This window comes from Paenarthrobacter sp. 10L420, from assembly GCF_056395385.1.
In genome coordinates this window covers 1-26,739 of record NZ_JBFTJK010000025.1, presented here as the reverse complement: position 1 = coordinate 26,739, position 26,739 = coordinate 1, and the positions used below count along the sequence as shown (strand labels likewise).

The 26,739-nt window shown below is 61.2% G+C and carries 26 protein-coding genes and 1 pseudogene; 19 read left to right on the top strand and 8 right to left on the bottom strand.

All coding sequences use genetic code 11. The annotated features are described in order from the left end of the window. The first annotated feature begins 208 nt into the window (after nt 1-208). From ftsZ to dnaE, 9 genes are all read left to right on the top strand, one after another. Nucleotides 209-1,429: a cell division protein FtsZ gene (gene ftsZ, locus AC1DD5_RS22990; RefSeq protein ID WP_442005573.1), complete on the top strand. Its 1,221-nt coding sequence runs from the start codon at nt 209-211 to the stop codon at nt 1,427-1,429. Between the two features lie 24 nt (nt 1,430-1,453). Further along, nucleotides 1,454-2,164, top strand: a complete 711-nt coding sequence (locus AC1DD5_RS22985; protein ID WP_477522833.1) for a purine nucleoside phosphorylase YfiH/LACC1 family protein — start codon at nt 1,454-1,456, stop codon at nt 2,162-2,164. Beyond that, nucleotides 2,157-2,945, top strand: coding sequence for a YggS family pyridoxal phosphate-dependent enzyme (locus AC1DD5_RS22980; protein WP_477522832.1), 789 nt, complete (start codon nt 2,157-2,159; stop codon nt 2,943-2,945). Before AC1DD5_RS22985 ends, AC1DD5_RS22980 begins: the two co-directional genes overlap by 8 nt. A gap of 85 nt (nt 2,946-3,030) precedes the next feature. Next, nucleotides 3,031-3,564: a cell division protein SepF gene (locus AC1DD5_RS22975; RefSeq protein WP_216922977.1), complete on the top strand. Its 534-nt coding sequence runs from the start codon at nt 3,031-3,033 to the stop codon at nt 3,562-3,564. A 132-nt stretch (nt 3,565-3,696) separates the two neighbouring features. Beyond that, nucleotides 3,697-3,984: a YggT family protein gene (locus AC1DD5_RS22970; protein WP_442017568.1), complete on the top strand. Its 288-nt coding sequence runs from the start codon at nt 3,697-3,699 to the stop codon at nt 3,982-3,984. A 170-nt stretch (nt 3,985-4,154) separates the two neighbouring features. Further along, nucleotides 4,155-4,853, top strand: a complete 699-nt coding sequence (locus AC1DD5_RS22965) for a DivIVA domain-containing protein (protein ID WP_442005569.1) — start codon at nt 4,155-4,157, stop codon at nt 4,851-4,853. A 99-nt stretch (nt 4,854-4,952) separates the two neighbouring features. Then, nucleotides 4,953-5,561, top strand: coding sequence for a signal peptidase II (lspA, locus tag AC1DD5_RS22960; protein ID WP_442005568.1), 609 nt, complete (start codon nt 4,953-4,955; stop codon nt 5,559-5,561). Next, a complete protein-coding gene (locus tag AC1DD5_RS22955) occupies nt 5,554-6,480 on the top strand; it encodes an RluA family pseudouridine synthase (protein WP_442005567.1) in 927 nt (308 codons plus the stop codon). The genes lspA and AC1DD5_RS22955 overlap by 8 nt, the downstream gene beginning before the upstream one ends. A gap of 69 nt (nt 6,481-6,549) precedes the next feature. Beyond that, the gene (gene dnaE, locus AC1DD5_RS22950; protein WP_477522831.1) at nt 6,550-10,107 is read left to right on the top strand and encodes a DNA polymerase III subunit alpha; all 3,558 of its coding nucleotides are present in this window, start codon (nt 6,550-6,552) and stop codon (nt 10,105-10,107) included. Nucleotides 10,108-10,116: 9 nt separating this feature from the next. On the opposite strand, the gene AC1DD5_RS22945 is transcribed toward dnaE, so the two are convergent. Next, nucleotides 10,117-10,617, bottom strand: a complete 501-nt coding sequence (locus AC1DD5_RS22945; protein WP_416418636.1) for a flavin reductase family protein — start codon at nt 10,615-10,617, stop codon at nt 10,117-10,119. Between the two features lie 114 nt (nt 10,618-10,731). Between AC1DD5_RS22945 and AC1DD5_RS22940 the strand changes: the two genes are divergently transcribed. From AC1DD5_RS22940 to nrdR, 3 genes are all read left to right on the top strand, one after another. Then, the gene (locus AC1DD5_RS22940; RefSeq protein ID WP_477522830.1) at nt 10,732-11,262 is read left to right on the top strand and encodes a hypothetical protein; all 531 of its coding nucleotides are present in this window, start codon (nt 10,732-10,734) and stop codon (nt 11,260-11,262) included. Nucleotides 11,263-11,266: 4 nt separating this feature from the next. Further along, nucleotides 11,267-12,640 (top strand): histidinol dehydrogenase, encoded by a 1,374-nt coding sequence (gene hisD / locus AC1DD5_RS22935; RefSeq protein WP_477522829.1) that lies wholly within the window; start codon nt 11,267-11,269, stop codon nt 12,638-12,640. Nucleotides 12,641-12,834: 194 nt separating this feature from the next. After that, on the top strand, nt 12,835-13,356 hold the full coding sequence (gene nrdR / locus AC1DD5_RS22930) for a transcriptional regulator NrdR (RefSeq protein WP_477522828.1): 522 nt from the start codon (nt 12,835-12,837) through the stop codon (nt 13,354-13,356). On the opposite strand, the gene AC1DD5_RS22925 is transcribed toward nrdR, so the two are convergent. From AC1DD5_RS22925 to map, 3 genes are all read right to left on the bottom strand, one after another. Continuing rightward, entirely contained in the window at nt 13,353-13,976 is a 624-nt protein-coding gene (locus tag AC1DD5_RS22925) for an SDR family oxidoreductase (RefSeq protein ID WP_477522827.1), read from the bottom strand. The two genes, nrdR and AC1DD5_RS22925, sit on opposite strands and share 4 nt — an antisense overlap. 7 nt (nt 13,977-13,983) lie before the next feature. Next, nucleotides 13,984-14,787, bottom strand: coding sequence for a polyphosphate--glucose phosphotransferase (ppgK, locus tag AC1DD5_RS22920; RefSeq protein WP_442005635.1), 804 nt, complete (start codon nt 14,785-14,787; stop codon nt 13,984-13,986). Between the two features lie 73 nt (nt 14,788-14,860). Next, nucleotides 14,861-15,739, bottom strand: coding sequence for a type I methionyl aminopeptidase (map, locus tag AC1DD5_RS22915; RefSeq protein ID WP_477522826.1), 879 nt, complete (start codon nt 15,737-15,739; stop codon nt 14,861-14,863). A gap of 109 nt (nt 15,740-15,848) precedes the next feature. On the opposite strand from map, the gene AC1DD5_RS22910 reads away from it, so the two are divergent. Beyond that, nucleotides 15,849-16,013 (top strand): SPOR domain-containing protein, encoded by a 165-nt coding sequence (locus tag AC1DD5_RS22910; RefSeq protein WP_216922998.1) that lies wholly within the window; start codon nt 15,849-15,851, stop codon nt 16,011-16,013. A gap of 25 nt (nt 16,014-16,038) precedes the next feature. Here the strand turns inward: AC1DD5_RS22910 and panB are convergent, their stop codons facing one another. Continuing rightward, complete coding sequence (gene panB, locus AC1DD5_RS22905; protein WP_442017561.1) at nt 16,039-16,944, bottom strand: 3-methyl-2-oxobutanoate hydroxymethyltransferase; 906 nt, start codon at nt 16,942-16,944, stop codon at nt 16,039-16,041. 188 nt (nt 16,945-17,132) lie between these two features. Here panB and AC1DD5_RS22900 point away from each other — a divergent pair, with 188 nt between their 5' ends. The 5 genes from AC1DD5_RS22900 to AC1DD5_RS22880 all read left to right on the top strand — a co-directional run bounded on the left by AC1DD5_RS22900 (nt 17,133) and on the right by AC1DD5_RS22880 (nt 23,233). After that, nucleotides 17,133-18,473, top strand: coding sequence for a glutamine synthetase family protein (locus AC1DD5_RS22900; protein ID WP_224089573.1), 1,341 nt, complete (start codon nt 17,133-17,135; stop codon nt 18,471-18,473). 9 nt (nt 18,474-18,482) lie between these two features. After that, complete coding sequence (locus AC1DD5_RS22895) at nt 18,483-21,494, top strand: bifunctional [glutamine synthetase] adenylyltransferase/[glutamine synthetase]-adenylyl-L-tyrosine phosphorylase (protein ID WP_477522825.1); 3,012 nt, start codon at nt 18,483-18,485, stop codon at nt 21,492-21,494. Nucleotides 21,495-21,503: 9 nt separating this feature from the next. Next, nucleotides 21,504-22,088 carry a GNAT family N-acetyltransferase gene (locus AC1DD5_RS22890; RefSeq protein WP_477522824.1) on the top strand — a complete coding sequence of 195 codons (585 nt, stop codon included), beginning with the start codon at nt 21,504-21,506 and terminating at the stop codon, nt 22,086-22,088. Nucleotides 22,089-22,092: 4 nt separating this feature from the next. Next, nucleotides 22,093-22,308, top strand: a complete 216-nt coding sequence (locus AC1DD5_RS22885; protein WP_431120185.1) for an AsnC family protein — start codon at nt 22,093-22,095, stop codon at nt 22,306-22,308. A 571-nt stretch (nt 22,309-22,879) separates the two neighbouring features. Further along, nucleotides 22,880-23,233, top strand: coding sequence for a hypothetical protein (locus AC1DD5_RS22880; RefSeq protein ID WP_442005557.1), 354 nt, complete (start codon nt 22,880-22,882; stop codon nt 23,231-23,233). Between the two features lie 167 nt (nt 23,234-23,400). On the opposite strand, the gene glnA is transcribed toward AC1DD5_RS22880, so the two are convergent. Further along, nucleotides 23,401-24,825 carry a type I glutamate--ammonia ligase gene (glnA, locus tag AC1DD5_RS22875; protein WP_442005556.1) on the bottom strand — a complete coding sequence of 475 codons (1,425 nt, stop codon included), beginning with the start codon at nt 24,823-24,825 and terminating at the stop codon, nt 23,401-23,403. Nucleotides 24,826-25,150: 325 nt separating this feature from the next. Here glnA and AC1DD5_RS22870 point away from each other — a divergent pair, with 325 nt between their 5' ends. Then, nucleotides 25,151-25,588, top strand: coding sequence for an RDD family protein (locus tag AC1DD5_RS22870; protein ID WP_442005555.1), 438 nt, complete (start codon nt 25,151-25,153; stop codon nt 25,586-25,588). Between the two features lie 132 nt (nt 25,589-25,720). Here AC1DD5_RS22870 and AC1DD5_RS22865 read toward each other — a convergent pair whose 3' ends face one another. Beyond that, entirely contained in the window at nt 25,721-26,482 is a 762-nt protein-coding gene (locus tag AC1DD5_RS22865; protein ID WP_477522823.1) for a DUF4191 domain-containing protein, read from the bottom strand. 112 nt (nt 26,483-26,594) lie between these two features. After that, a pseudogene (locus tag AC1DD5_RS22860) lies at nt 26,595-26,739 on the bottom strand (lipoyl synthase); the annotation flags it as partial.

Sequence of the window (26,739 nt, the reverse complement as noted above, 5' to 3'; positions counted from 1 at the left end):
GAGCACGTAACCTGCGGGCCTCGGTGACCTTATTTCGCGACAATCAAGCGACACGCGCAAGCGGTCATTGCATGTGCGAAGCGGAGGAAATACCGTCGCAGTAGAGTTACTTGACATAACTATAACCTTCAACTAGAGGGTTAAGGTCCAAGGATTCAAGTTGGACTCGATCAGTTTCGCTATAGGACACAAGCAAGGGGCACGAAACGTGGCAGCACCGCAGAATTACTTGGCCGTCATCAAGGTCGTCGGCATCGGCGGCGGTGGCGTGAACGCAGTCAACCGCATGATCGAGGTCGGCCTCCGGGGCGTCGAGTTCATTGCCATCAACACTGACGCGCAAGCGCTCCTCATGAGTGATGCCGACGTCAAGCTCGACGTCGGTCGCGAGCTTACGCGCGGCCTTGGCGCCGGAGCCAACCCCGAGGTCGGCAAGCAGGCCGCCGAAGACCACGCTGACGAGATCGAAGAAGTTCTCCGCGGCGCTGACATGGTCTTCGTAACGGCTGGCGAAGGTGGTGGCACCGGTACTGGCGGAGCCCCTGTAGTCGCACGCATCGCCCGCTCCCTGGGTGCGCTGACCATTGGCGTGGTGACCCGCCCCTTCACTTTCGAAGGCCGCCGTCGCGCGGGCTCTGCCGAAGCCGGCATCGACGCCCTGCGTGATGAAGTCGACACCCTGATCGTCATCCCCAACGACCGACTCCTGTCCATCAGCGATCGCAACGTCTCCGTCCTGGACGCTTTCCGCTCAGCTGACCAGGTACTGCTTTCCGGTGTCCAGGGCATTACGGACCTCATCACCACCCCGGGCCTCATCAACCTCGACTTCGCCGACGTCAAATCCGTCATGCAGGGTGCGGGCTCCGCGCTCATGGGTATCGGATCCGCCCGTGGCGAAGACCGCGCAGTGAAGGCTGCCGAGTTGGCCATCGCCTCGCCGCTCCTGGAAGCCTCCATCGACGGCGCGCATGGCGTGCTGCTGTCCATCCAGGGTGGTTCAGACCTCGGCTTGTTCGAAATCAACGAGGCAGCCCGCCTGGTGCAGGAAGTCGCGCACCCGGAGGCAAACATCATCTTCGGCGCCGTCATCGACGACGCCCTTGGCGACGAAGCCCGCGTCACCGTCATTGCCGCTGGATTCGACGACGTCAAGGCAACCTCTCCGTCCATGGACCAGTCGCGTCCGGCGCAGAACCCCGTGCCTGCCGAGCGTCCTGCTGCACCAAACACGGCTCCTTCCAACGCAAACGCACCGCAGCATGCAACTGCAGGCATCGGCGCGGCAGGCTTGAGCAATTGGGGCCAGCAGCGTCCGTCGGCGCTCCCGGCGGACTCCGGCTTCGACGTCGACCTTCCTGCCGTTGTCGAGCCGGACCTGTCGGGCAGCCGCTCGGATGACCTCGACGTTCCTGATTTCCTGAAGTAAGCGGGCTTCGAGAGTCAATATCCCGTGTTTTGGTGGCGCAATGAAGTACAGCCCGGCGTTTCTGTGGCCTTCACGGACACAGGCGCCGGGAACCTGGCCCTCCATGTGGGGGACAACCCCGGGGATGTGACCGAGCGTCGTGCCCGGTTGGACGATGCTGCGAACCTGGGAAACCGTAGCTTTCAGTACATGGACCAGGTTCATGGCAATGAGGTCGCCCTTATTTCGAGCTACGGTCCCGGTCCCACTGCGGATGCAATGGTTTCCACGCCTTCAGGTAGCCAGGCTGCGCAGCCATTGTCCGTCATGGTGGCTGATTGTGTTCCTGTGGTCCTTGTTGGAGATGCAGGCGATCGTGGTCCCATCATCGCTGTCGCGCACGCAGGACGGCCAGGCGTGGCCTCTTCGGTTGTCCCGGCAACCGTCAACGAGCTGCGCAGGCTCGGTGCCCTGAACATCCGCGCCTGGCTGGGGCCCTCTATTTGTGGATCCTGCTATGAGGTTCCCGAGCAGCTTCGCGAAGATGTTGCCGCGGTGGCACCCGCCGCTTGGTCGAGTACATCGTGGGGAACGCCTGCTTTGGACCTTCCTGCCGGTGTTCGCGCCCAGTTGGCTGAAGGCGATGTCACGGTTGAGTATTCAGGGGAGTGCACCCTGGAAAATGACTCCCTTTTTTCCTACCGGCGGGATTCCCGTACGGGTCGATTCGCAGGTTTGGTGTGGACTCATGACTAACCTTGGACATGACGATGCCCTGTCCGGCGATGCCCTGTCCGGCGTTGCCCCGTCCGGCGTTGCGGCTTCGGATGCACGCACCACTGAACTCGCCCGCCGGCTCGAGGTCGTTAAGACACGGATTGCAGCGGCGACGGCTGCGGCGGGACGTACGGATCGGCCCGGGCTGATCGTCGTGACCAAGTTCCATCCGGCAGCTGATGTCCGGCGACTGTCCACGCTCGGAGTCCGGGATGTCGGCGAGAACCGGGACCAGGAGGCCGCAGGGAAAAGTGCCGAGCTCGCAGACCTGGACGTCCGATGGCACTTCATTGGCCAGTTACAGAGCAAAAAAGCGAAATCCGTGGCCAAATACGCCTACTCGGTGCAGTCAGTAGATCGTCTACAGGTGATCGACGCCCTGGAAAAGGCAGTCGCCCGTGAACAGGACGTCACCGGGCGGAAAGACCTTGAGTGCTACATCCAAGTCAGTTTGGATGACGACGCCGGGGCGCACCGTGGTGGTGCCCATCCCTCGGAGGTGGAATCCCTGGCGGCAAAGATCGCTTCCGCGCCGGGACTGAGGCTTGCTGGAGTAATGGCTGTGGCCCCGCTGGGCGCCGATCCGGAAGCGGCGTTTGAACGACTTGCGGTTGTTTCCGCAGAACTGCAGGCCAATCATCCGGCTGCTTCAGGAATATCAGCAGGCATGAGCCAGGACCTTGAAGCCGCTGTCAAGTTCGGGGCGACACACCTGAGAATTGGCTCCGATATTCTCGGTTCGCGTCCGGCCGTGGGGTAGCGTCAAAGTATTGGAATGACGGGCCGGGGTTCCAATATGTCAAGTCATGGCGGCCCGCCTACTGCAGAAACGATAGGAGTGCACCATGGCTGGCGCTCTGCGCAAGACAATGATCTATCTTGGGCTCGCCGACGGCGATGAACACTACGAATCTGAGCAGGCCGTCGCGCACCACGACGAAGAACGCCCCCAGGCACAGGACCGGGAAGAGCGCCGAGCGCCTGCACCCGTCCGGGAAGTTGTCCGTGAAATGCCCACTGTTGACGCCGAAGAGGAATACCGCGCACCCGTGACACCCATTAAGCGTGCGGCGTCCAGCCGCGAAGATGCCTCGGGTTTGAGGCAGATCACCACAGTTCATCCGCGTTCTTATAATGACGCCAAAATTATTGGCGAGAGCTTCCGGGATGGCATTCCCGTGATCATGAATGTCACCGACATGGGCGAGGCAGACGCCAAGCGCCTGGTGGACTTCTCGGCCGGTTTGGTCTTTGGCCTCCACGGCAGCATCGAAAGGGTTACCAACAAGGTCTTCCTGTTGTCGCCGTCGTATGTGGAAGTCATTGGGGACGACAAGAAGGCCAGCGAAACCCAGGCCAGCTTCTTCAACCAGAGCTAAGAACGATCGCTACGAGGATGCCAGGCGGGTCAACCTGCCTGGCATCTGTGTTGCAATAGTAAGGACCGATCGGCGTTTCAAGAGCAGGGACTGATCGGCATTCCGGAACAAGTGGGAGATCTGAGCTAACTCGTGGGCATTGTTTTCGGCCTTATCTATATTGTGTTGTTGCTGTTTTTCATTGCCCTTATCATCAGGCTGATCTTCGAATGGGTTCAGATGTTCGCCCGTCAATGGCGGCCCCGCGGTGTGGCATTGGTAACAGCCCATGTTGTCTACTCCGTGACAGACCCACCACTGAGAAGGCTTCGCAAGTTGATACCGCCACTGCAAATGGGTGGAATCTCCTTGGACCTGGGCTTCCTGATCCTGATTATCGCCGTGAGCATCGCCATGGCGGTGAGCAGCGGCCTGGCATAGCTGCGCACTGAAGCTGTACCGCGGAACCGGGGGCTCGCGAGGGTTCGAAGGCCGCAAATTCTCCAATTCAACACGATGGTGTTGAATTGGAGGAACCAGATGATATTTAGGTACCGTAGTTTTGAACGGCCGGAAGGCCTACTGACTAACTAGACCAACGAGGTGACCAGATGGCTTTGACGCCAGAAGACGTTGTCAACAAGCGCTTTCAGCCGACCAAGTTCCGCGAAGGCTACGACCAGGACGAGGTAGATGACTTCCTCGACGAGATCGTGGTTGAACTGCGCCGCCTGAACCAGGAGAACGACGAACTTCGCAAGAAGCTCGGCGAAGCTGGCTCGGCTGTGCCCGCGGCAACTGCGGCGGCTCCGGTCGTCGAGAAGGTTCCGGCCCCGGTCAAGGTGGACAAGGAAGCCGAGGCCAAGGCGGAAGCCGAGGCGAAGGCTGCTGAAGCTGCCAAGAAGAAGGAAGCCGAGCAGGCCGCTGCGGCTGCCGCCGCTGCCAAGGCACCTGCTCCCAGCAACGGTGTGACGCCTACTGCTGAGTCCGCTGCAGGACTCCTGGCCATGGCGCAGCAGATGCACGACAAGCACGTTGCCGACGGTGCGCAGCAGAAGGAAAAGATTATCGCTGAGGCGCAGATCGAGGCTTCCAGTCTCGTCAACGACGCCCAGGAGAAGTCCCGCAAGATCCTTGGCGCCCTTGAGCAGCAGCGTTCGGTCCTGGAACGCAAGGTTGAGCAGCTCCGTGGCTTCGAACGCGACTACCGCTCGCGCCTGAAGGCCTACATCGAGGGCCAGCTGCGCGACCTCGACGCCCGTGGTTCCGTCGCTGCCCCTGAGGTCGGCGAAGCAACCGCAGACGTTTAGCAAGTATTCTAAAAGCCGGTGGCTGAGGTCTCCTCTGCCACCGGCTTTTGCTGTTAACACCCTGGTAGCAGCCCACAACGCTCCACGAACGAAAGCACTATGACCGACGACCTCACCGACGACGCATCGCGGCCGGCACTTCCCGTCCGACGCAAATGGCGTCCTGCAATGATCTGGCTCTTTGCGGGTTTTGCAGTTTTTGCCTACGCCTTTGACCAGCTCACCAAGCTTTGGGTGACCAGCACCATGACGGAAGGTGAGCGTATTCCAGTGCTGCCACCGTTGCTGCACTGGTACTACATCCGCAATTCCGGGGCTGCCTTTTCCATTGGTGAGAATGTCACATGGGTCTTCACGATCGTCATGGCCGGGGTTTCCGTTGCCATTCTTTTGCAGTTGCGGCGGCTCGGCTCCGCTTGGTGGGCATTGTCGCTTGGGCTGCTGCTCGGTGGCGCATTGGGCAATCTGACGGATCGATTGTTCCGTGAACCGTCCTTTGCCATGGGTCATGTGGTGGATTTCATCCAGGTACCGAACTTTGCCATCTTCAACATCGCCGACTCAGCCGTGGTGTCCGGCGTTGTGATCATTTGCCTGCTGACCCTGCGCGGGGTGGGCATGGACGGCACCCGGCAAGTGGCAGCACCAAAAACAGCCAAGCCAGCCAAGCCAGCTGGGGGCTCCAATGAGGAGAGCGTCGGTGAGTGAGTCGCTTGTGGTGCCTGAGGACCTTGCAGGAGCGCGGGCTGACGCTGGACTTGCACGTTTGCTGGACATTTCCCGTTCTGCTGCGGCACTGCTGATTGCCGAAGGCAACGTCACCAGTGGCGGTGCGGCTCTCGGCAAATCGGCAAAGCTTGTTGCGGGCGCGGTGTTGGACGTCACGGTTCCCGAGCGGCCGGATCCCCTGGAAGTCGTGGAGGAAGTTGTGGAAGGCTTGAAAATCCTGTTGGATGACGAGGAATTCGTTGTCATCGACAAGCCAGTGGGAGTAGCGGCCCATCCATCGCCGGGCTGGGTGGGACCCACGGTGGTCGGCGGCCTGGCTGGAGCCGGGTACCGGATTTCGACGTCGGGAGCACCCGAGCGCGCGGGCATTGTCCATAGGCTCGACGTCGGCACTTCCGGCGTAATGGTTGTGGCTAAGACGGAGCATGCTTACACGGTCCTCAAAAGGGCTTTCAAGGAGCGGACGGTGGACAAGGTCTACCACGCGGTTGTCCAAGGACTTCCGGATCCACTCGAGGGCACTATTGATGCCCCGATCGGCCGCCACCCTGGCCACGACTGGCGCTTTGCAGTTATAGAAGACGGCCGGCCCTCGGTGACCCACTACGAGGTTCTGGAAGCCTTTGGTAAAGCTACGTTGGTGGAGGTGCACCTGGAAACGGGCCGGACGCACCAGATCAGGGTCCACTTCTCTGCTTTGCGGCACCCTTGCGCCGGCGATCTCACCTATGGTGCTGATCCCCGGCTCGCAGCAAACTTGGGACTCACCCGACAGTGGCTTCATGCACGGCAACTGGGCTTCACGCACCCGCGGACCGGCGAGTGGGTGGAAGTCACCAGCGACTACCCGGCGGACCTTCAATACGCCTTGGACCTGCTGGCCACGGGCTCAGCCTAGGCAACCCTTCCGGGCCGGCCCGGTCCAAGGTTCCCTATTTTGTCGGAGGCGGGACGGTAGACTGTCGTGGTGACTTCCAGCAATGATTCGTTCGTCCACCTGCACACCCACACCGAATACTCCATGCTGGATGGAGCGGCCCGCCTGGGTGAGCTGTTCGATGAAACCGAACGCCTGGGCATGCCGGCCCTGGCCACCACTGACCATGGCTACCTCTTTGGTGCGTTCGACTTCTGGCGCAAGGCCACGGACAAGGGCATCAAGCCGATCATCGGCGTCGAGGCGTATGTGACCCCGGGTACTGCCCGCGGGGATAAGGAGCGCGTGCGCTGGGGCGACGAAAGCCAGCGTAAGGACGATGTCTCTGGTGGTGGCTCGTATACCCACATGACGCTCCTGAGTTACAACAACGTCGGCATGAGGAACCTGTTCAGGGCCTCGTCCATCGCATCGCTGGATTCTGTCTTTGGTAAGTGGCCGCGGCTGGACCGGGAATTGCTCAATACGTACTCCGAAGGGCTCATTGCGACTACCGGTTGCCCTTCCGGGGAAGTCCAGACCAAGCTGCGGCTCGGCCTTTACCGCGAGGCTGTCGAAGCCGCCGCAGAGTTCCGCGACATTTTTGGGGCGGAAAACTACTTCTGCGAACTGATGGACCACGGGCTGGACATTGAACGGCGCGTTACCGGGGATCTCCTGCGCCTTGCCAAGGAGCTCAACCTCCCGCTGGTGGCCACCAATGACCTCCACTACACGCATGAACACGATGCCAAGGCCCACGAAGCTTTGTTGGCCATCCAGTCCGGCTCCACGCTCCTGGAACCGACGTACGACAACGGCGGCTCCCGCTTCGCCTTCTCGGGCAGTGGCTACTACCTGAAATCTCCGCAGGAAATGCGGGAGCTGTTCCGCGATCACCCGGAGGCCTGCGATAACACGCTGCTCATCGCTGAGCGCTGCGAGGTTTCGTTCAACACGGGCGCCAACTACATGCCGCGCTTCCCTTGTCCTCCCGGGGAAGACGAGACCTCCTGGCTGGTCAAGGAAGTAGACACCGGCCTTAAGTACCGCTATCCCCAAGGCATTCCGGACAATGTCCGCAAGCAGGCTGACTACGAACTCGGGGTCATTACCTCCATGGGCTTCCCCGGGTACTTCCTGGTGGTCGCCGACTTCATCAACTGGGCCAAGAACAACGGGATCCGTGTTGGTCCGGGGCGTGGTTCCGGTGCAGGTTCCATGGTGGCCTACGCCATGCGTATTACTGACCTTGATCCGCTCCAGCACGGCCTGATCTTCGAGCGCTTCCTCAACCCGGACCGCGTTTCCATGCCCGACTTCGACGTCGACTTCGATGATCGCCGTCGCTCCGAGGTGATCGACTACGTCACCAAGAAGTACGGCGACGAGCGCGTGGCGATGATCGTCACCTATGGAACCATCAAGACCAAGCAGGCGCTCAAGGACTCCTCCCGTGTGCTTGGCTACCCGTTCAGTATGGGCGAGCAGCTGACCAAGGCACTCCCGCCGGCCGTCATGGCCAAGGACATTCCCTTGGCGGACATCCAGAACCCGGAATCCAAGCGCTACAGCGAAGCGGGAGATTTCCGCCAGCTGATCGCCACCGATCCCGAGGCCGCCAAAGTCTTCGAGACCGCGCTGGGTATTGAGGGACTGAAGCGCCAGTGGGGTGTTCATGCGGCGGGCGTCATCATGTCCTCGGATCCCATCATCGACGTCATTCCTGTCATGCGCCGTTTCCAGGACGGCCAGGTCATCACCCAGTTCGATTATCCGACGTCCGAAGGCCTTGGCCTGATCAAGATGGACTTCCTGGGGCTCCGAAACCTGACGATCATTTCGGATGCCCTGGAAAACATCAAGATGAACCGCGGCGTTGACCTGGACCTGGAAAACCTGGAACTCGACGATCCTGCATCGTATGAGCTCCTGGCGCGTGGTGACACCTTGGGTGTGTTCCAGCTTGATGGTGGACCCATGAGGTCGCTGCTCAAGCTCATGAAGCCTGACAACTTCGAAGATATCTCCGCAGTTCTCGCGCTGTACCGGCCTGGACCCATGGGCGCCAACGCCCACACCGACTACGCCCTGCGCAAAAACGGGATCCAGGAAGTAATTCCCATCCACCCGGAGTTGGAAGAGCCGCTCAAGGAAATCCTGGGTGGGACCTTCGGCCTGATTGTGTACCAGGAACAGGTCATGGCGGTGGCGCAGAAGCTTGCCGGCTACTCGCTGGGCCAAGCCGACATCCTGCGCCGTGCCATGGGCAAGAAGAAGAAATCGGAGCTGGACAAGCAGTTCGCCGGCTTCTCCCAAGGCATGCAGGACAACGGCTACTCCATGGCCGCCGTCAAAACGCTCTGGGACATTCTGCTTCCGTTCTCCGACTACGCCTTCAACAAAGCGCACTCGGCCGCTTACGGGGTCATTTCTTACTGGACTGCATACTTGAAGGCACACTATGCGCCCGAGTACATGGCTGCCCTGCTCACGTCCGTTGGCGATGACAAGGACAAGTCCGCTATCTACCTCAACGAGTGCCGCCGGATGGGCATCACCGTTCTTCCGCCGGATGTCAATGAATCCTCGTTGAACTTCACTCCCGTGGGAACGGACATCCGTTTCGGCATGGGGGCCATCCGAAACGTCGGCGTGAACGTGGTGGAAGCCATGGTCTCTGCACGGACTACGGAAGGCAACTACACATCCTTCAAGGACTTCCTGATGAAGGTCCCTGCAGTTGTCTGCAACAAGCGCACCATCGAATCCTTGATCAAGGCTGGCGCTTTCGACTCACTGGGACACCATCGCCGTGCTTTGGCCATGATCCATGAAGAGGCCATCGACTCCGTCATCACCCTCAAGCGCAACGAGGCAATCGGCCAGTTCGATCTCTTCGCCGGTTTCGAGGACCAGGAACCTGAAGCTTCGCTGACCACGGAAATTCCGGACCTCCCCGAATGGGAGAAGAAGGACAAGCTGTCCTTCGAGCGCGACATGCTGGGTCTCTATGTTTCGGACCACCCCTTGCAGGGCTTGGAAGGCGTCCTCAGCCAGCATGCGGAGCAGTCCATTACTTCCATCATTGCCGAGGACGGACCGCACGACGGCGCGATTGTCACCATCGCGGGCATGATCACGTCGTTGAGCCGCAGGATCGCCAAGGCCAGTGGCAACGCCTACGCCCGTGCCGAGATTGAAGACCTGGGCGGCTCCATGGAGGTCATGTTCTTCGGTCAGGTGTACGGGCCCATCGCTTCCGTCCTGGCTGAAGACTTGATCGTGGTGGTCAAGGGGCGCCTGCAGCGCAGGGATGATGGAGCCGTGACGCTGAACTGCATGGAACTCTCGGTGCCGGACCTCAGTGAGAGCGTGAACGGACCGGTGGTGATCACCATTCCAACGTTCAAGGCCACCGAGGCAGTGGTTACCGACCTTCGGGATGTGCTGCGGACACATCGGGGCAACTCCGAGGTGCGGCTTAAGCTCATGGGGGACACCAAAGTGGAGGTCATGGGGCTTCCCGTGCACATGAGGGTCAACCCCAGCCCATCGCTCTTCGGTGACCTGAAAGTGCTGCTGGGTCCGGCCTGCCTGGATAATTAGTCCAGTGGGCTAGATTTCGTAGTCCAACGGCCTCGGCTGGCTATAGCCGCCACCGTGATAGAGCAGGGGAGCGCCGTCGTCGCCCACCTGGCCGTCGACGACCTCCACGACCACCACAGCATTGTTCTCAAACGACAACCGCATTTGGATCTTTCCCACCAGCCAACCTGCTACGTCCTTGAGAATGGGCACATCGTAAGGACCTGGCTCCCAGTGGTCGCCTTCGAAGCGGTCCCGTGTCTTGGCGAAGCGATCTGCCAGCGCCTGGTTCTCCAGTCCGAGCATGTGCACGCCAATGTAGTTGGCATTGGCGATGGCCGGCCAGGAACTTGAGCTTCGGGCCATGTTGAAGGTGAAACGTGGCGGCTCGGCGGACAGGGATGCAACGGAGGTGGCAGTGAAGCCAAAAGGCTTGCCATTCAGGTTGGCTGTGATGATGGCCACCCCGGCGGCATGGCGGCGAAACATTTCCCTGAACGTCTTTTCGAAGCCGGATAGTTCGCTTGCCACGGTGATGAATCTCCTGGAACTGGGTCGGGGGCGTCTTTCTCTCAGGGTATTCCTCCCTGTGCCCCACTTCTCCATTTTAATGAGCACACACGAACCTTTGTTAATGTGAGTTCCATGACTGAGCCCACTGTGCACGTTCCCGCGGAAGTCCAGACCGACGCCGCAACTCCCCGGCGTTCGCGGGACGCCCTGTGGCTTGTCCTGCCGGCGTCATCGGGGGTAGTCATAGGCATTCTCTGGTGGATCCTGGCCCCGGGCGGGGGGAACCTGGTTTCGGGCAACCCGGATCTGGCAAATCCTGCCAACCCGGCTTCGTGGCTGCCGCGCGATCTGGCCCTTGCCGCCCTGATGTTGGTGGCCGGGTGTGTCACTGGCCTCTTGCTCGACGGAAAGCTCCAGGGGACTGGGGTCGGCAGGCGGCTGGCCTTGGCACTGGCAGGGGGAGCCGCCGGCGCTGCGGTTGCCTGGGTGGTTGGCTTGGTTGCAGGGCAGCTGTGGGGCCCCGCTCCGGATCCTTCACTGGGTGCGGAATACGGTTTCACCCTCCGCTCGTACGCCGTCCTCGTCTTGTGGCCGGGCGCCATCGCCTTCGTGACGTTCGTACTTGCGCTGTTCGGGGTTCTTTCCAGGAAGCCCGTAAAATAGGCGGGTGACCACTTCTTCGGATACTTCCGCCCCTGCCACTGCATCCTTGAATTTCCGCAGTATCGATTTCCGCGGCCGCCACCTCTCCCTGGCTGAGCTGCGCGCCGCGGTACCCAGGGCCAAGCATCAGACGATGGCCGATGCGGAGCAGAAGGTCCTGGACATCATGGGAGCTGTTCGTAGCCGTGGCTTCGCCGCGCTGACGGAACTTGCAAGGAACTTCGACGGCGTTGAACAGTCCCACCCGCGTGTACCGGCGGAGGCACTTGCCAAGGCCCTGGCTGATATTGATCCCACTGTCCGTGCCGCGCTGGAAGAGTCCATCAGCCGGGCCAGGCAGTTCGCCGATCAGCAGCGTCCAGCAAATGTTGACGTCGCTTTGGCTGATGGTGCGGTTGTCAGCCAGAACTGGATTCCCGTGGAGCGTGTTGGGCTGTATGTTCCCGGCGGTCTCGCGCCCTTGGCCTCTTCGGTGATCATGAACGTTGTTCCCGCGGTGGCTGCGGGTGTCGAATCCATCGCTCTGGCTTCACCGCCCCAAAAGGACTTCGGCGGCCTCCCGCACCCTACAATCCTTGCGGCGGCAGCGCTGCTGGGGATCGATGAGGTCTATGCAATTGGCGGTGCCCAGGCAATCATTTCGTTTGCCTACGGCATCCCCGGTTCGGAGGGAGTGCCTCCTATCGAGCCTGTGGATCTCGTCACCGGGCCTGGCAATATTTTCGTCGCCACTGCCAAGAGGCTGGTGAAGGGAGTCGTTGGCATCGATTCCGAGGCGGGGACTACCGAGATCGCTATCTTGGCCGATTCCACTGCCCAGCCCGCGCTCGTGGCTGCCGATCTCATCAGCCAGGCGGAGCACGATCCCAAAGCCGCCTCTGTCCTGGTGACGGACTCCGCTGACCTGGCGGACGCCGTCGTGGGTGAATTGGCGCGGCAGGCAGCCGCCACGAAGCACAGCGCACGCGTCCTTGAGGCACTCTCCGGTCCGCAATCGGGTGTGGTGCTGGTGGATGACCTGGAGCAGGGGATTGCCGTGTGCAATGCCTACGCCGCTGAACACCTTGAGATCATGACGGCGGACGCACCGGCGGTGGCGGCGCGGATCCGTAACGCGGGCGCCATTTTCGTGGGGGATTACAGTCCCGTGAGCCTTGGCGATTATTGTGCCGGATCCAACCACGTGCTGCCCACCAGCGGTACCGCTGCCTTCTCCTCGGGGCTGAACGTCACCACCTTCCTGCGCGCAGTGCAGGTCATCAACTACAACCGTGCGGCACTGGAACAGGTCAGTGGCCACATCGTGAGTTTGGCTGGGGCCGAGGACCTTCCAGGCCATGGTGATGCAGTCAGGATCCGCTTCAGCGGGCAACGCTGACATCGAAACCAGCAGGGTAAACGGGACCTGACCACAACATATACGGGTCAACACCACTACATGTAGTAATTACAAGCTTGTCATTACAGTGTCATCGAACGTAAACTGGTGCCGGAAGAGAATCTTCCGGCACCTTTGCGTTTCCGGCACACTGCCGCTGGGACGTGGGCCGGAGCTGATCAGGGAGGCCCAGCGTGTACTGTCCGTTCTGCCGGAATCCTGACTCACGCGTCGTCGACAGCCGCATGGCCGACGACGGAACTTCCATCCGGCGCCGCCGGCAATGCCCTGAATGCGGGCGACGCTTCACCACGGTGGAAACCACCAGCCTGTCCGTCATCAAGCGCTCAGGAGTCGGGGAGCCGTTCAGCCGTATCAAGGTCATCAGCGGTGTGCGCAAAGCGTGCCAAGGCCGCCCTGTCACCGAAGACGATCTCGCCATGCTGGCGCAGGAAGTCGAGGAGAACATCCGCTCTTCGGGTGCCGCTGAAATTGACGCCCACGAAGTAGGCCTGGCCATTCTCGGTCCGTTGCGGAAACTGGATGAGGTGGCATACCTGCGATTCGCCAGCGTCTATCAAGCATTCGAGTCACTCGAAGACTTCGAATCCGCAATATCCTTGCTACGGCATGAGGCCGAGGCGCACGCAAAAGCAGGGACCCACGCAAAAGCGGGGACCAAGGAAGCCAAAGGCTCCGAGAAAAGCCAGCTTTAGCGGCCGCCGGATACGGGGAGGACCGCTCCAGTAATGTAGCCGGCCTCGCCGGACATTAGCCACATCACAGCCGCGGCCACCTCTTCAGGTTCAGCGCCCCGGCCCATGGGAATGGTTGGATTGAGCCTCTCTACGCGGTCGGGCATTCCTGCAGCTGCGTGGAGTCCGGTGTTGGTACTGCCCGGAGCCACGGCGTTGACACGAATGCCCTGCTTCGCCACTTCCGCTGCCAGGCCCACCGTCAAAACGTCCACCGCACCTTTCGACGCCGCGTAGTGAACCCATGTCCCGGGGGAGCCTGCTTTTGTCGCCGTCGAGGAGATGTTGATGATCGAACCGCCGGGGCCGCCGTTCTCGGTAGAGAGTCTCCGAACCGCTTCCTGGCACATGAAGATCATGCCAGCGACGTTAACGTCCATGACACGCTGCACGGCCAGTGCCTTGCCCCCTTGTGCCTGGATGTCCTTGACCACTGCATCAGCACCCTCGGCATCCAAGGAGTAGTTGACCACGACGCCATATCCGGAACGTGCCGCCGCGTTTGCAACTGCCGCGCCGATTCCGCGGCTGGCACCTGTGACGATCGCGATTCCGGCTATGGCGTCGTTGTCCACAGTCACCCTGCGGCTACTTGGCGAGTTTGTGGTGCAAGGCGACCTCAAGGGCGGCGCCCACGATGCCGGCGTCGTTCTTTAACTTGGCTGTGACGATGTTGGTGCGCAATTGCAAGTGCGGGAAGTATTCATCCGAGCGCTTGGAGATGCCGCCGCCGATAATGAAAAGCTCGGGGGAGAACAGGAACTCGACGTGCTGCAGGTAGCGGTTGAGCAGCACGCCGTACTCGTCCCAGCTCAAGCCATCGCGTTCGCGGGCCACGGCTGATGCCTTGGTTTCGGCGTCGAATCCGTCCACCTCGAGGTGGCCGAGCTCGGCGTTGGGAACCAATTGACCATTGAAAATGAAGGCGGAGCCGATGCCGGTGCCGAGCGTGATGACCAGGACGGTGCCGTCCACGCCCTCGCCGGCGCCATAGCGGGCCTCTGCGAGACCTGCTGCGTCGGCATCGTTGATGACCTCAACCGGCCGACCCAGCCGCTCCGTAAACTTCTTGTCGATGTCCGTGTCAAGCCAGGACTTATCCACATTTGCAGCGGAGTGGACCACGCCGTGCTGGATAATGCCCGGAAAGGTGACACCCACTGGCGAATCAGCGGCAGGGGCGTCGGGGCGGCTGGAAAGTTCTTTGACGATCTCTGCCACCACTTCGGCGACTGCCTCGGGGGTAGCCGGCTGCGGCGTGGGAACGCGGAAGCGTTCGCCGATCAGCTTGCCCTTCTTCAGGTCGACGATGCCGCCTTTGATGCCCGTGCCGCCGATATCGATTCCGATCAGCGGAGGGTTCTTGTGGGTCTTCTCATCCTTCTTGGACAATGCAATTCCGATCATGGCAGGAGGGGTGGGCATGGCGCAGCCGCCCGCGGCTGCGATGGACCTTCCAGACAGCTTAAGGAAGGGTCAGGATTTCCGCGCCGGTCTCGGTGACCAGCAGGGTGTGTTCGAATTGGGCCGTGCGCTTGTGGTCCCTGGTTACAACCGTCCAGTCGTCGGACCACATGTCCCATTCGATCGTGCCAAGGGTCAGCATGGGTTCGATGGTGAAGACCATGCCTGCCTCGATCACGGTGTTGTACGCCGGGGCTGCGTCGTAATGCGGAATGATGAGGCCCGTGTGGAACGCCTCACCAACACCGTGGCCAGTGAAGTCCCGCACCACGCCATAGCCGAAGCGCTTGGCGTAGGACTGGATCGCGCGGCCGATTACGTTGATTTCGCGGCCTGGGGCCACGGCCTTGATGGCCCGGTTGAGTGACTCCTGCGTCCGCTCAACCAGCAAACGGGATTCCTCGTCCACGTCGCCAACCAGGAAAGTGTAATTGGTATCTCCATGCACCCCGCCGATGAACGCGGTGATGTCAATGTTCAGGATGTCGCCATCCTGTACCACTGTGGAATCCGGGATGCCGTGGCAAATGACTTCATTGAGGGAAGAGCACAGGGACTTCGGGAAGCCCCGGTAGCCCAGCGTGGACGGGTAGGCGTTGTGGTCCACAAGGAACTCGTGGCCAACCTTGTCCAACTGGTCCGTCGTTACGCCGGGCTGGATGTGCTTGCCAACTTCAACGATGGCCTGGGCAGCGATCCTGCTGGCAATACGGATCTTCTCGATGGTTTCCGCTGACTTCACTTCGGAGCCGGTGAACTTGCTGGGTGCCTTCTTGCCCACGTACTCGGGGCGGGGGATCGACGCAGGGACAGCCCGTTCAGGGCTGATGATTCCCGGAGTGAGCGTGCCGATGGGTGCGGTCGAAGCAAGAGAAGGCATAGATTGATCATATAAGGCAGGCAAGAGACGCAAGTAACAAAGTGCGGCCGGGTCCGCGTGACTGACGCCAACGTTACGCGTTTGAGGGCCGACGCAATGAGGAGGAGACGTGACGGAGTACTGGTACAACGTCAAGACGCATGAGATCGAAGAGGACGCCATGTCCGATTGGACACAGCTGATTGGCCCTTACAAGACCAGGGAAGAAGCCGAACATGCGCTGGAAAAGGTCAAGCAACGCAACGACGCCTGGGACGCCCAGGACGACGACTAGCTCTACTGGCGCACCACGGACTTAGCTAAAAGGAATGCTCGGGTCCGGGGAATTCTCCGGACCTGACGTCCTCTCCAAAGGCTGCTGCGGCGTCGGTGAGCGTGGTGCGAAGGTCTGCATACTGCTTGACGAACTTGGCCATCTTGCCCCCTCGCAGTCCCGCCATGTCCTGCCAGACCAGCACTTGGCCTGTGGTGCTCTTGCCGGCCCCGATACCAACGGTTGGGACGCGCAATGCGGCATCCACGGCAGCGGCAGTTTCCGCAGGCACCATTTCCATGAGGACGCTGAAAGCGCCAGCGTCTTGCAAGGCCACTGCGTCCTCGATCAGCCGCTGGGCGTCCTCGCCCCTGCCTTGGACCCGGTAGCCACCCAGGGAATGTTCGCTTTGGGGAGTGAATCCAATGTGGGCCATGACAGGAATGCCTGCCTGGACCATGGCCTTCACTGTCTCCGCATAGTAGGCAGAGCCTTCGATTTTGACCGCGTGGGCCAATCCTTCCTTGAGGAAGCGGACGCCTGTTGCGACTGCCTGCTCCGTTGAAACCTCATAGCTGCCAAAGGGCAGGTCCGCCAGGACCAGGGCGCGCTTGGCTGAGCGGCTTACGGCACGGCACAAGGGCAGCAGTTCGTCCACAGTGACGGGAAGGCTGGTCTCGTTGCCGAAGACGTTGTTTGAGGCGGAGTCACCCACCAAGAGGACTTCGATCCCTGCTTGGTCGAAGATCTCGGCGGTGTATTGCTCGTATGCGGTGAGCATGGCGAAGTGCTCGCCGTTGTCCTTGGCCTGCTGGAGGTGATGGATGCGCACCCTGCTGACCTGCTTCTTGGCGCCCGCTGGCGATGCCTGGGCTGCCGCCGTGGGGCCGGTGCCATAGGGCGCGGGGACTTCGGCGGGCGTGGTGGACTCAGGAAGGTTGCTTGGGGCCATGGATAGAGCCTAAGCCGTGCCGACGGCGCCTGCCAGCAGTGTGCCAAGGGTCACTGTTTGTAAACGCTGTGTTACGCGCAGCTACTGCGGCGGCATTCCTCCCGAATGCTTAGTAGAGTGAAGTCTGAGCTGCCGTGGCTTCAATGATGGGAACTGCGGCATGGACACCGAACCGGAAAAGAGGCCCTATGGACCGCCAGCAAGAGTTCGTTCTGCGGACGATCGAAGAGCGTGACGTGCGCTTCGTACGCTTGTGGTTCACCGACGTCGTGGGTTCACTGAAGTCCGTGGCACTTGCGCCGGCTGAAGTTGAAGGTGCCTTCGAAGAGGGGCTGGGATTCGACGGTTCAGCGATCGAGGGCCTTGCGCGGGTTTTTGAGTCCGACATGCTGGCACAGCCGGACCCCTCAACCTTCCAGATCCTGCCCTGGCGCGGTGAGACCGAACAAACGTCCAGAATGTTCTGCGATGTCTTAACGCCGGACGGGGAGCCCTCGGCAGCAGATCCCCGAAACGTCCTCAAGCGGACCCTGGCCAAGGCCGCGGATATGGGTTTCACCTGCTACACGCACCCGGAAATCGAGTTCTACCTGCTGAAGTCAAAGGAGCTTGGCCCCAATGGTGCGCCGGTTCCCGTTGACGAAGGCGGCTACTTCGACCACGTCCCTGGTGGTGTTGCGCAGGACTTCCGCCGCACCGCGGTGACCATGCTGGAATCGGTCGGTATCTCGGTGGAGTTCAGCCACCACGAGGGCGGGCCGGGCCAGAACGAGATTGACCTGCGGTACGCGGATGCCCTGCAGACCGCGGACAACATCATGACCTTCCGCACGGTCATCAAGGAAGTCGCCCTGCAGCAGGGCACGTATGCCACCTTCATGCCCAAGCCGTTTACGGACCACCCCGGCTCCGGAATGCACACACACTTCTCGCTCTTCGAGGGCGACACCAATGCCTTCTTTGAGGCCGGCGCGGAGTTCCAGCTGTCCAAGACTGCCCGCCAGTTCATCGCCGGGATCCTCAAGCACGCTCCCGAATTCACGGCGGTCACCAACCAGTTCGTGAACTCCTATAAGCGTCTCTGGGGCGGCGGTGAGGCACCGAGCTATCTGAGCTGGGGCCACAACAACCGCTCCGCGCTGGTGCGAGTGCCGTTGTACAAGCCCGGCAAGGGCCAGTCGGCGCGCATCGAGTACCGCGGCATCGACTCCGCCACCAACCCATATCTGGCATATGCCGTCCTTTTGGGCGCCGGTTTGAAGGGTATCGAGGAAGGCTACGAGCTTCCGGCAGCTGCCGAGGATGACGTTTGGTCGCTAACCACCGCGGAGCGCAAAGCCATGGGCCACGCTCCGCTGCCGGCCAGCCTCCACGATGCCATTCGTGCCATGGAGGAATCGGAGTTGGTAGCCCAGATTCTGGGTGAACAGGTCTTTGAACACTTCTTGCGCAACAAGCGCGCGGAATGGCAGGACTACCGCCTCCAGGTCACGCCGTACGAGCTGCAGCGCAACCTCGGCATTCTGTAGGCAGGGCGAATGAGCCTTGCACGTCGGCTCATATCAGCCGGATTCAATGACCTGGAAAAGGGCGAACGTTTTCTCGCTGCCCCGGAACTCGAAGGCATCGAGCAGGATGCCCTGTTCGCCGGGCTCTCCTTGGCGGCGAGCCCGGATACCGCGTTGCAATCACTGGTCCGGCTGATTGAGAAGAATCCCGGCCTCAAGAAGTTGGCCGGCGCGGACCCTGACACGAGCGAATCCTTGTATCGGCTGTTGGGGGCATCGGAGGCGCTGGGGGAGTTCCTCATGCGCAGGCCGGAGCACCTGGATGTTTTTGAGGCCCGGGTAAGCCCGGAGCCCCTTCCGGCATCAAGCGAAGAGCTCAGGTCCCTCCTCCTTCGTTCGGTCAAGGCCGAGCCGGGTGCGCAGCGTCCAGTGGCCGGGTTGACGGGGCTTCCGGCGTATGCGGCCTTGCGGACGGCATACCGCCGCGGGCTAACAGAGCTTGCCATCAAGGACCTCTGCGCTGCCTCGCCGCAAGACTTCATGCCCGCCGTGGGTGCAGAGCTTGCCGACCTCGCCGGTGCTGCCATTGAAGCTGCCCTTGCCGTTTCCCGGGCCGAGGCAGCGGTCCAGTTCGACGCCTCGGAGGTGGCCGACGTCGGACTCGCAGTCATTGGCATGGGCAAATGTGGTGCCCGCGAGCTGAACTACATTTCCGACGTCGATGTCATTTACGTCATTGAGGCAGAGGAGTTGGACGACGCCCGCGCCGCGACCATCGGCACCGCCCTGGCATCCGGCATCTCGCGGGCGATTTCCTCATCCGCACCCGAGCCGGGTTTGTGGGAAGTGGACCCCAACCTTCGCCCGGAAGGAAAATCCGGGCCGTTGGTGCGGACCCTCCCCTCACACCTGAGCTACTACGCCCGATGGGCTGAGAGCTGGGAATTCCAGGCGTTGCTGAAGGCCCGCACGATTGCCGGTGACCGGGAACTGGGCCAGCGCTATGAAAAGGCAGTGGAGCCACTCGTGTGGGCGTCCGCCGGCCGTGATGGCTTCGTCGAATCCGTCCAGGCCATGAGGCGCCGGGTCACCGACTACATTCCGGCCGCCGAGGAACAGCGGCAGATCAAGTTGGGACGTGGTGGGCTGCGCGACGTCGAATTTACTGTGCAGTTGTTGCAGCTGGTTCACGGCAAGTCGGACGAGTCCCTTCGTTGCCGTGACACCACGTCGGCCATTGCGGCATTGTCGGCCGGGGGCTACATCGGGCGTGCCGACGCCGCCGGCTTCGACAACGCCTACCGCTATCTTCGGCTTTTGGAGCACCGGATTCAGTTGTTCCAGTTGCGCCGGACCCATCTCATGCCCGTGGCGGAGGATGCGCAGCGGGTGTTGGCCAAGGCTGTCCTGGGGCCCTTCTCACTTGAACGCCCGCATCCCGACCAGCTGATGGCGACGTGGCAGAAGACCAAACGGTCCGTGCGGGATTTGCATGAGCGTATTTTCTACCGTCCATTGCTCAACACAGCCGCGAAACTCAGCAGCGAAGACGCCAAGCTGAGCCCGGAAGCTGCCCAGGGCCGTCTTGCTGCCCTCGGTTACCTCGACCCCAAGGGTGCAATGCGTCACATTGAGGCGCTGACTGCCGGGGTCAGCCGGCGTGCGGCACTTCAACGGCAGTTGCTCCCTATTCTTCTGGGCTGGCTTGCCGAGGGCGTGGATCCCGACGCAGGGCTCCTGGCCTTCCGAAGGGTCAGCGAAGCGTTGGGGACCACGCACTGGTACTTGGGAATGCTTCGTGACTCCCAAGCGGCAGCCGAACGCCTCTGCCAGGTACTTGCCAATTCCCGCCTCATTTCGGACCTCCTGGAAGTCTCACCGGAGTCCGTGGCGTGGCTTGGCAGCGACAAGGACCTGGCTCCTGTCCCGTTCGAGGCGCAATGGCAGGAAATCCGGTCCAAATTGTCGCGGCACCCGGATCCGGAAAGTGCCATGCGCCTCATCCGGTTGATTCGTCGCAGGGAGATACTGCGGACCGCGATTGCCGATAGCGCCGGGTTGCTGGACCAGGACGCCGTGGGGCTGGCGTTGGCCGAAACAGACCGGGCGGCCGTGCTCGGAGCCCTGCACGTGGCAGAAGCTATCGCTACCCAGTCCGATCCTCTGAAAACAGAGGTTCTGGTGGTGGCGATGGGACGGCAAGGTGGCCGTGAGATCGGCTACGGCTCAGACGCCGACGTCATGTACGTTCACCGAGCACGGCCCGGGTTCACGGATGAGGAAGCCCAGGAACAGGCGACGGCGATAGTCGCCAAAGTCTCCAGCCTTCTCACCCAGCCGCTCAAGCCTGCCATCATGGCCGAGCGGGTGTTGATGGTGGACGCAGACCTGCGGCCCGAAGGCAAGAACGGCGCCATGGTCCGGTCCTTGGAGTCCTATGCCGAGTACTATCGCCGGTGGTCCCTCATCTGGGAATCGCAGGCACTGCTGCGGGCGCGTCCCATGGCCGGTTCAGACGACTTGGCAGTGGCCTTCCTCCAGCTTATTGATCCCATTCGTTACCCGGCTGAGCTCTCCGAACAGGACGTCAGGGAAATCCGGCGCGTCAAGGCCCGCGTGGAATCGGAGCGGCTGCCTCGAGGTGCTGATCCGGCCCGCCACGTGAAGCTCGGCCGGGGTGGATTGAGCGACGTTGAATGGCTTGTCCAGCTCATCCAGTTGCAGCATGCGGGGAAGCAGCCTGAGCTGCGCACTACGTCCACGTTGGAGGCACTTGCCGCGGCCGAGAACCTTAGGCTTGTTGGCAAGGACGACGCCGGACTGTTACGGGAGGCGTGGAAGCTCGCCAGCCGCATCCGCTCGGCGAACGTCATCGTGACAGGCCGGGCATCGGATGTACTTCCATCGTCCCGGAGGGATCTTGAAGCTGTGGCACGTTGGTGTGGCTATGCGCCCGGAACCGCAGGGCAGTTCGAGGAGAACTATCTGCGCCTTAGCCGGCGGACCCGGGCTGTCTTTGAAAAAGAGTTCTACGGCAACTAAGGCGGGCTGATGATGAGTATCTGGCTTATTCCGCTCAAGCTACTGGATGATGACGCCCGCGCCATTCAGTTGGGAGCGGTTGCGGAAATGGCGGTGGAGCCAGCCCAGTGTGATTTCGTCGGCGACCCCCTGCGCATGATGCTGATCAGCATCGAAGAGGAATCCCGGCTGCCCTACGTGATTGAGGCCGACGGCACGGGTGTGGGCGTCCTGACACTCCAATCCGGGGCGGCACGCCTTGCAGGCTGGCAGGATGACGATTCCGTGTGGCTTCTCAGGGGATTCCTTATCGATTCAACATGTCAGGGTCGGGGCCTCGGGACGCTGGCTGCGGAGGCTGCGGTAGGCGAGGCCCGCAAACTGACAGCCAGGCGCGGTGGCGGTCAGGCCGGCGTCGTGCTTTCCGTCAACGAGCGCAACCCTGCAGGCATTGCAGCCTATGCAAAAGCTGGCTTTGTGGATGCTGGCCGCTACCTCGGCGGGAACTCCGGCCCGCAACGCATCATGTACAGGGCCTTTGAGCATGCTGAAATTTCGTCCCCGCGTGAGCCGTCAACAAATGTTGACGAAGATCATGGAGTCAACTATGGTTGACGGCATGGAGGTGGACAGAATGAAAACCCTTGTTGGATCAATGGATGGCATGGGGCCGGCGGAGGCGCTGTATGCGGTAGCTGAACTCCACAAGGAAGTTGGCAGGGCCGAGGCCTCCCTTGTACGCGCAGCCCGGCAGTCCGGTTTATCGTGGGAGGCAATCGCACTTTGCCTCGGCGTGACCAAGCAGGCGGTACATAAGAAGTACGGGAAGCAGTAGGACCAGTTCGGACGGACCAATGCCGGGCATCCCCTAGGGTCTGTTCGAGCGGGCATGCTGTCCCTTAGGATTCTCGCGTGACAGTCAGGCGGGATTCGGAGGGGGCACCCTTCTCAGATGCGTCGTGCTTCCGGTGTGAGCAGGCGGGGCCGCACTGGTCTTCGCCGCATGGCCGCGGCGACGTCTATGCGTGCCGGCGCTGCTTCGCAACTTTTACTGACGCCGAATGGCGGCAGGGTGACGGGGGAGCGCAGGGCCTTTTCGAAACCAAGTAGCCGGCTGTGCCCGAAGGGTAAAAAACGAGTACACACTACTCGTGCCCTGACCTGCCCTTGGTAGGCACCATGTTTGCTATGACAACCTATGTGATTGAGCAAGCGGCACTGATTCACCGCTGTCAGTGCTGCGGTGAAGAAACCGATCAGGTGTTTTGCGCGGACTGCGCAGCCCCGGAACAACCCGGTGAAGTCCCGAAAACAAGGCACTAAAGACCAAGGCAAGGTGCTGGTTCGTCCGTTGAAAAGCCTTATAGACTCGTTCCGTAACTGCTCTCGATGCTTAGGAGAAGTACATGGAATACAACGGAAGTTCGTTTGAGAAGGCTATTCCTGCTGGAGAGTTGGATCGCCGCCACGTGGGTCAATCCATTAGCTTTCAGCCCAACGATTTCACGGTTGTCTTCGGGACGATCGCGGGCATCGCAAGAACCGAGGCGCTCGTATATTTATCGCTCGATGGTGTCTCTGGCGGCACGCATTTGAAGGACGAGTACGACCTCCCCATCGATCGGCACGTCTACCTGCAATTGGATCCCCTGAGCAGCGCGGAAAAGGGTCTTGCAGATGCCGCAAAGGTGGTGAAGGAGAAGCTGGACGAGTTCGGAAAAAACATCCGGGACCGGGATCAGGGCAAGGAATCCGAGTAGTTAGCACTTCGCCACAGCCCTACGGATCTAGCTGATTCGGCGGTAGCAGCGGGTTATAGGACAAAGAGAAGGGCCGGCATCAGGTACAAAACCTGTTGCCGGCCCTTCTTATTCGGGAACCTTGGTGGGTTCCGCGTGGGCTAAACCTGGTTTAGCCGCGGGAGTTGCTAGACGCCGTAGTAGAGCTCGAACTCGTACGGGTTCGGGCGCAGCGACAGCGGGCGAATCTCATTCTCGTACTTGTAGTCAATCCAGGTATCGATCAGGTCCTGGGTGAAGACGCCGCCAGCCTGCAGGAACTCGTTGTCCTCGCGGAGGGCCTCAAGGGCTTCTTCCAGGGAACCCGGAGCCTTGGGGATGTCCTTGGCTTCCTCGGCCGGGAGCTCATAGAGGTCCTTGTCGATGGGAGCCGGGGGTTCGATGCGGTTGCGGATGCCGTCAATGCCGGCCATCAGCTGGGCAGCGAAGGCCAGGTAGGGGTTGGACGAGGGGTCCGGAGCGCGGAATTCGATGCGCTTGGCCTTCGGGTTGGAGCCCGTGATGGGGATACGGATACCAGCAGAGCGGTTGCCCTGGGAGTACACCATGTTGACCGGAGCTTCGAAGCCCTTGACCAGGCGGCGGTACGAGTTGACGGTCGGGTTGGTGAACGCGAGGACCGCGGAGGAGTGCTTCAGCAGGCCGCCGATGTACCAGCGGGCAGTGTCGGAGAGGCCGGCATAGCCCTTCTCGTCGTAGAACAGCGGATCGCCGTTGCTCCACAGCGACTGGTGGCAGTGCATGCCAGAGCCGTTGTCACCGAAGACCGGCTTCGGCATGAAGGTTACGGACTTGCCCCATGCGTCCGCAGTGTTCTTGATGACGTACTTGAACTTCTGGAGGTCGTCAGCAGCTGCAGTCAGCGTGGTGAACTTGTAGTTGATCTCTGCCTGGCCGGCGGAGCCAACTTCGTGGTGGGAGCGCTCGACCTCAAGGCCGGCCTTGTCCAGTTCAACGCACATGGCGTCGCGGAGGTCAGCCTGCTTGTCGGTGGGGGAAACCGGGAAGTAACCGCCCTTGACGGGGGTCTTGTAGCCGAGGTTTCCGCCCTCTTCCTTGCGGCCGGTGTTCCAGTGGGCTTCTTCGGAGTCAATCTTGTAGAAGCTGCCCTGCGGGGAGGACTGGTACTGGATGTTGTCGAAGACGAAGAACTCTGCCTCGGGAGCAAAGAACGCCGTGTCCGCGATGCCGGTGGAAGCCAGGTAGGCTTCAGCCTTCTCGGCTACGCCACGGGGGTCGCGGTGGTAGGGGTCGCCCGTACGGGGGTTCACGATGGAGAAGTTCAGCGCCAGCGTCTTCTCAATGCGGAATGTGTCGATGAAAGCCGAGGTCACATCCGGGATGAGCTGCATGTCGGATTCAGCGATGCCCTGGAAACCGCGGATCGAAGATCCGTCGAAGAGCTGACCGTTCACGAAGAAGTCGTGGTCTACGCTCTTTGCCGGCACATTGAAGTGCTGCTGGACGCCCGGAAGGTCGGTGAAGCGGATATCGACGAATTTGACGTCTTCGTCTTTGATGAACTTGAGGACTTCGTCCGCAGTCTTGAACATCTATGCTCCTTATGCATATCAAGTAACAGGCCCGGAAGGCCGCGTGAGCCAGCCCATGCCGGAGGCCCGGAGACACAAAAAATTCCCCTTGCCGCGGTGGCTAGCAACTCATACCACCTTAGGGAGATGGGATTTCCCGGGAGTGTCAGTATTGTTTCGGGCAGGTTACAGAATGATCTGTTGTGTAAACGGTAGTCGGCTTTCCTGTGTCAGGTCCAAGCAGGTCCAGTGGGCGAACACTTTGGCCCCAGCTAAGCGAAGGCGCAGGCACGATGGGTGCCCTCCGACGTCGGACCGTCAGTCCGGCAGCCGTTAGGCTTGGAGGGTGGTTGATCGAAAAGACATAGGCTCCTGGCTGAGCGGGCCGGACACATCCGGCATCTCTAAATACCCGGGTGAGAGACTCGGCCTTCCTGAGGCCGGACCAGGCTCGATGGCGCGGGCCGGACGGCGAATCCTGGCAATCGTGATCGACTGGACGATCGCCCTGGTCATCAGCAACTTCGCATTTAGTGGAAACCAGTGGGCAACGCTCGCCATCTTTGCTGCGGAGCAGATTCTGCTGATCGGCACCCTCGGCTACAGCATTGGCCACAGGATTGCCGGCATCCATGTGGTCCGCTTGGGGGGAGGCCCGGCCGGACCCCTCGCCGCTGTGGTGCGCACTTTGCTCCTGTGCCTGGTTATCCCCGCAGTCATCTTTGATCCGGATCAGCGTGGAATTCATGATAAAGCGATGAACACCATCCTCATTCGGATGTAGCGTTTCAGTCCGTGCGGTTGGAAGCAACCCCATAGAAGCACCAATAAATAAGCAAAACCAACAAAACCGCCCTTGTCTCGTTTGAGACAAGGGCGGTTTTTCGTATATAGGCAATCAAGCACCTACGGACCATCAGCGTCCGCGTGCAGCCTTGCGGTCCGGGCGGGCCTTGTAGGGGTCAATGCCCTTGGGGATCGGCAGGCGGGTACCGAGGGAGTTGATGCGCTTGGACACAGCGTTGACCTCCACCTTGGTGAGTTCGTTCTTCATCTTTCCCATGGTCTTGGCGAGTTTGTTCAAAGGCACCTGGCCCTCACCGCGACCGGATTCCAGAACGTGGATGGTGACGTTGGGCAGGATGCGCGTGAGTCGCTTCCGTTCAGCTTCCACCAGCGGCTTGACACGGTGCGTGGGACCTTCGCTAACCAAAACGACGCCGGGACGACCAATTGCCATGAACACGGCGTCCTGGGTGCGAGGGTTAACCGCGACAGGCTGGTCCTGGGTGACCCAGCCGCGGCGGAGAGTACCCAAGGCCGCGCCGGAAGCACCAGGCTGGTTCTCGATCTGCGCGAATGCAGCCTTCTCTGCGCGACGGGAGAGGATGAAAACGGCGGCCAGGAGACCCAACGGAATACCGATGATGAGGCCGGTAACCCAGTTGTCCAGGAGGAAGCCGATGAGGAAGGCCACGGCAACCACTGCCAGGAATGCCAGCAGCATGATCCACACAACCTGGGGATCATTCCGCCGCGTCATCTTGAAGACTTCAGCGATCTGCTTCAGCTGGCTCGGCTTCTTGGCCTTGGCTTCCTTGGGCTTGCGCTGGAACAGCCCACGCTTGGGGGCGTCGGCCGAGGGGGTCGATTTGCTGGAATCAGAGGAATTCGCCATAGTGCCTTAATTCTACGTGATGGACGTCGAAGGACCGGACGCCATTACGCTTGGCATCCGGCCCTTCGGTACTGCTTCATGGTGTTGCCGGTGAGGTGTTGCCGACCCGGGGTTAGGCGTGGGCGGCGAGGATGGTGGAGGCTTCCTGGCGGGTGGTGCCGGAGGACTCGATGTGGGCCAGGGCGGCGGGGATTTCCCAGCCCTTCTTGCGCATTGCGGTGGCCCACAAACGCCCGGCCCGGTAGGAGGAGCGGACC